Source organism: Nocardiopsis halotolerans DSM 44410, from assembly GCF_000341065.1.
GTDB classification, from domain to species: Bacteria; Actinomycetota; Actinomycetes; order Streptosporangiales; family Streptosporangiaceae; genus Nocardiopsis; species Nocardiopsis halotolerans.
The window spans coordinates 4,723-9,221 of sequence record NZ_ANAX01000022.1 but is presented as its reverse complement, the minus strand read 5'-3'; the positions used below and the strand labels follow the sequence as shown (position 1 = coordinate 9,221).

At 71.8% G+C, this 4,499-nt stretch carries 4 protein-coding genes and 1 pseudogene (1 of these 5 running past the window's edge); 3 read left to right on the top strand and 2 right to left on the bottom strand.

The window, feature by feature from the left end:
• Positions 1-581 (bottom strand): annotated as a pseudogene (locus D455_RS35975) (helix-turn-helix transcriptional regulator); the annotation flags it as partial.
• A gap of 369 nt (positions 582-950) precedes the next feature.
• Between D455_RS35975 and D455_RS0101440 the strand changes: the two are divergent.
• Together D455_RS0101440 and D455_RS0101435 are read left to right on the top strand one after the other, a co-directional pair.
• Positions 951-1,412, top strand: a complete 462-nt coding sequence (locus D455_RS0101440) for a VOC family protein (RefSeq protein ID WP_017568982.1) — start codon at positions 951-953, stop codon at positions 1,410-1,412.
• Positions 1,413-1,558: 146 nt separating this feature from the next.
• Positions 1,559-2,089, top strand: a complete 531-nt coding sequence (locus tag D455_RS0101435; RefSeq protein ID WP_193789408.1) for a sugar O-acetyltransferase — start codon at positions 1,559-1,561, stop codon at positions 2,087-2,089.
• 69 nt (positions 2,090-2,158) lie between these two features.
• Here D455_RS0101435 and D455_RS0101430 read toward each other — a convergent pair whose 3' ends face one another.
• A complete protein-coding gene (locus D455_RS0101430; protein WP_026122207.1) occupies positions 2,159-4,045 on the bottom strand; it encodes an ABC transporter ATP-binding protein in 1,887 nt (628 codons plus the stop codon).
• 173 nt (positions 4,046-4,218) lie between these two features.
• On the opposite strand from D455_RS0101430, the gene D455_RS35760 reads away from it, so the two are divergent.
• On the top strand, positions 4,219-4,499 hold the 5' portion of the coding sequence (locus tag D455_RS35760) for an ATP-binding cassette domain-containing protein (RefSeq protein ID WP_338037805.1). Its footprint extends 112 nt past the window's final position; only the first 281 of its 393 coding nucleotides appear in the window; the start codon lies at positions 4,219-4,221; its stop codon lies beyond the right edge, outside the window.

Here is a 4,499-nt window from a genome sequence, read left to right as displayed (position 1 = left end):
CGCGGTCGAGGTCGTAGGCGAGCAGGTACCAGCGCCGTTCGGAGGCGACCAGGCGGTGGGGTTCGACCCGCCGCCGTCGCACCCCGTTCCCGGACGGGTAGTCGAAACCGGCCTCGACCTCGTCACGGCAGGCCCTGGCCAGCGTCATGAGCACCTCGGGGTTGACCGGTGTGCGGCCCGCGCCGAAGGACTCCACCGAACCGGAGAGCGCGCGTACCTGGTGCCGCAACCGGGTGGGCAGCACCCGGTCGAGCTTGGTCAGCGCCCGCAGCGCGGCGTCGCCCGCGCCGCCGTCCACACCACCCGCCCCGGCAAGCAGCGAGACCACGGTGGCGATCGCCTCCTCGTCGTCCAGCAGCANGGCCCGGACCGAGCTGGTAGCCGCCGCCGACGCCCTGGCTGGCGTGCACCGGGTAGCCGAGCGCGCGCAGCCGGTCGACGTCGCGCCGTACCGTGCGCGGCGTGACCCCGAGCCGGTCGGCGAGTGCGGAGCCGGTCCAGACCCGGCGCTGCTGCAACAGCCCGAGCAGTGTGAGCACCCGCTCCGTCGTACCGCGTTCGTCGCCGCCCGCCGCGTCCATGTGACCCACCCTGCCAGAGATAGCGGACCGATCCTGTCCGCGAGGGGTGTCAGAGTGGCTCCATGGACAGGGCAGAACCCGACTGGAACCAGACGCTGCGCGAGCAGTGGGAGTTCCACTGGAACCACCACATCCGCCCCCGGTTCGAGGGCCTGACCGACGACGAGTACTTCTGGTCGCCGGCGCGGGATTTCTGGAGCGCGCGGCCGCGCTGCGGGCCCCGGTCGGCGCCAAGGAGCCCCACCCCGAGCCGCCCATGGCGGACCTGGTGCCGCACGTCCACCGCGAGCTGATCCACCACTTGTCCGAGGTCTGCCTGCTGCGCGACCTCTACCCGCACACGAAGTCCGCCGAGAACGGAGCGAACCGATGAGCCCCGACGTCCAGATCACCTTCGACGCCCACGACCCGCGGGCGCTGTCGTCCTTCTGGCGCGACGTGCTGGGCTACGTCCACCCCGGCCCGCCCGGCGCCGACCTGCCCGAGGGCGCCGACCCGCTGGCCGCGTGGGAGGACTTCCTCGACCGGCTCGGCATACCAAAGGAGCAGCGCAACACGAGGTCAGCCATCGAGGACCCCGAGGGGCGCGGCCCACGGCTGTTCTTCCAGCAGGTGCCGGAGGACAAGGTCACCAAGAACCGCCTCCACCTCGACGTCCGCGCGGCTCCCGGGCTGCTGGGGGAGGAGCGGATGGCGGCGCTGGAGGCCGAGTGCGCACGGCTCCTGCCGCTGGGGGCGACGCGGGTGCGCCGCCACGAGCCCGAGCCGCCGATGGAGACCGGTTTCATCGTGATGGCCGACCCCGAGGGCAACGAGTTCTGCCTGGACTGAGGCGGGTCCGGCCGCGATCGCGGTGCCCGCGGCGCGTGGGCGCACTCGTCCGCCGCCGGGGGGCGGCCCCTCCCGTGTCGGCGCCGGGACTAGGGTCGAACGGCATCCGAATCGAAGGGACCGTGGTGGCCAGCCAGAAGGAACGCATGCTCGCCGGTGAGCTCTACCTCGCCGACGACCCCGAACTCCAGGCCGATCTCATCCGGGCGGAGAAGCGCGCCGAGGCGTTCAACAACTCCTCCGTCGACGACCCGGACCGCGGACGGCTCCTCGCGGAGCTGGTGGGCGAGCTGGGCGAGGACACCTGGATCCGCCCGCCGCTGCGGGTGGACTACGGCTACCAGATCAGCGTCGGGCCGCGTACGTTCGTCAACTGCGGCGCGGTGATGCTGGACGTGGCCCCGATCCGCATCGGCGCCGACGTGCAGATCGGCCCGAACGTGCAGCTGCTCACCCCCACCCACCCCGTGGACCCCGAACAGCGGCGCGCCAAGTGGGAGGCCGCCGAGCCGATCACCATCGGCGACAACGTGTGGCTGGGTGGCGGCGTCATCGTCTGCCCCGGCGTGACGATCGGGGAGAACACCGTGGTGGGCGCCGGTGCGGTGGTGGTGAGGGACCTGCCCGCCAACGTGGTGGCGGTGGGCAACCCGGCCCGCGTCGTGCGCCACCTTTGAGCGCGGCCCGCCAACGGGACCGTCCCCCGGTGTGGCGCCACCGGGGGACGGGGATCAGGGGGCGGGGGGCTATCCGGCCGTGACCGGTTCGGCCTCGTCGGTGGCGAACTGGGTCCGGTACAGCTCGGCGTAGCGGCCGCCGCGGGCGAGCAGCTCGGTGTGGGTGCCGCGCTCCACGATCCGCCCGGCCTCGACCACCAGGATGGCGTCGGCGGCGCGGACGGTGGAGAGGCGGTGGGCGATGACCAGTGCGGTCCGCCCCTCCAGCGCCTCGGCCAGGGCGGCCTGCACCGCCGCCTCGGAGGTGGAGTCCAGTGCCGAGGTCGCCTCGTCGAGGATGACCACCTCGGGCTCGGCCAGCAGCAGGCGGGCGATGGTCAGGCGCTGGCGCTCACCGCCGGAGAAGCGGTACCCGCGCTCGCCGACCACGGTGTCCAGCCCGTCGGGCAGGGAGGCGACGAGGGCGTCCAGGCGGGCGCGGCACAGAACGTCCCACAGCTCCTCCTCGGTGGCCTCGGGCCGCACCAGCGACAGGTTGGCGCGGATGGACTCGTGGAACAGGTGCCCGTCCTGGGTGACCATGCCCAGGGTGGCGCGCATGGAGGCGAAGGACAGGTCGCGCACGTCCTTCCCGGCCAGGCGCACGGCGCCGGAGTCCACGTCGTACAGGCGCGGGGCCAGCTGGGCGATGGTGGACTTGCCCGCGCCGGAGGAGCCGACCAGGGCCACGGTCTGGCCGGGTTCGATCCGGAAGGACACACCGTGCAGGACGTCGCTCTGGTCGGTGGTGTCCAGGACGGCGACCTCCTCCAGGGAGGCCAGGGACACCTTGTCGGCGGTGGGGTAGGCGAAGGTGACGTCGTCGAACTCCACCGAGACCGGCCCCTCGGGGACCGTCGCGGCGTCCTTTCTCTCCGCCACCAGTGGCTTGAGGTCCAGGACCTCGAAGACCCGGCTGAAGCTGACCAGGGCGCTCATGACCTCGACGCGGGCGCTGGCCAGGGCGGTGAGCGGTGCGTACAGGCGGGTCAGGAGCATGCCCATGGACACCACGGTGCCCGCGTCCAGTTGGCCGCGCAGGGCGTAGAAGCCGCCCAGGCCGTAGACCAGGGCGAGGGCGAGCGCGGAGACCAGGGTCAGGGCGGTGAAGAAGACCTCCTGGACCATGGCGGTGCGCACGCCGATGTCGCGGACCCGGCCGGCCCTGCGGGCGAACTCGGCCGCCTCCTCGTCGGGACGTCCGAAGAGCTTGACCAGGGTGGCGCCGGGCGCGGAGAAGCGCTCGGTCATCTGGGTGCCCATGGTCGCGTTGTGCAGGGCGCGTTCGCGTTCGATCCGGGCCAGGCGGGCGCCCATGCGGCGGGCGGGGACCACGAACAGCGGCAGCAGGGCGAGCGTGATCAGGGTGATCTGCCAGGACAGGGTGAGCATGACGCCCAGGGCCAGGACCAGGGTGACCAGGTTGCTCATCACGCCGGAGAGCACGTCGCTGAAGGCGCGCTGGGCGCCGATGACGTCGTTGTTGAGGCGGCTGACCAGGGCTCCGGTGCGTGTGCGGGTGAAGAAGGCGACCGGCATGCGCTGGACGTGGTCGTAGACGGTCGTGCGCAGGTCCAGGATGAGTCCCTCGCCGACCCGGGCCGAGAGCCAGCGCACCACCAGTTTCAGGGCGGCTTCCAGGATCGCGACGGCGGCGATGAGTCCGGCCAGGAACAGCACCGTGTCCAGGGCGCCGCCGCCGGTGATGGCGTTGACGACCCTTCCGGCCAGGAGCGGGGAGGCCACGGTCAGGACGGCGGTGACCACGCTCAGGGCCAGGAACCAGACCAGGTGCCGTGCGTGGGGCCTGGCGAAGGAGCCGATCCGGCGTAGGAGGGGAAGGGAGAAGGGGCGTTGGTCCTCGCGTGCGTGCATCGCGTGGTAGATCGAGTTCCACGCAGCTACTTCCATGCTCATGGTCGTCCACCGGCTTCTGTCGGGGTTGGTGCCATGAACCGTAGAACCTCAACAAACGTTGAGGTCAAACCCGGAGATCGGCCACGCCCCTGAGGCTTGGGCATTCCGGAAACGGTAATAACGAGGTACCGCGCACGAACCACCGCCGCACCCCTCAAAGAAATCGGACAGCGATGGCGACAGCTCGCGAACATGTACATATCAGGAACACGACGGCGGCCCTGGAGATGGACGGGGTGGTCCGGGAGTACGGTTCGGGCCAGGCCCGGGTCGTGGCCGTCCGGGAGGCCTGCCTGCGGATCGAACGCGGAGAGGCCGTGGTGGTCTGCGGCCGGAGCGGGGCCGGAAAGTCCAGCCTCCTCCAGATCGCCGGGTGCCTCGCCGAACCCACCCGGGGAGCGGTGCGCGTGGACGGCGACGACGTCACCGGCACCAGCACCAAACGCCGCGCCGA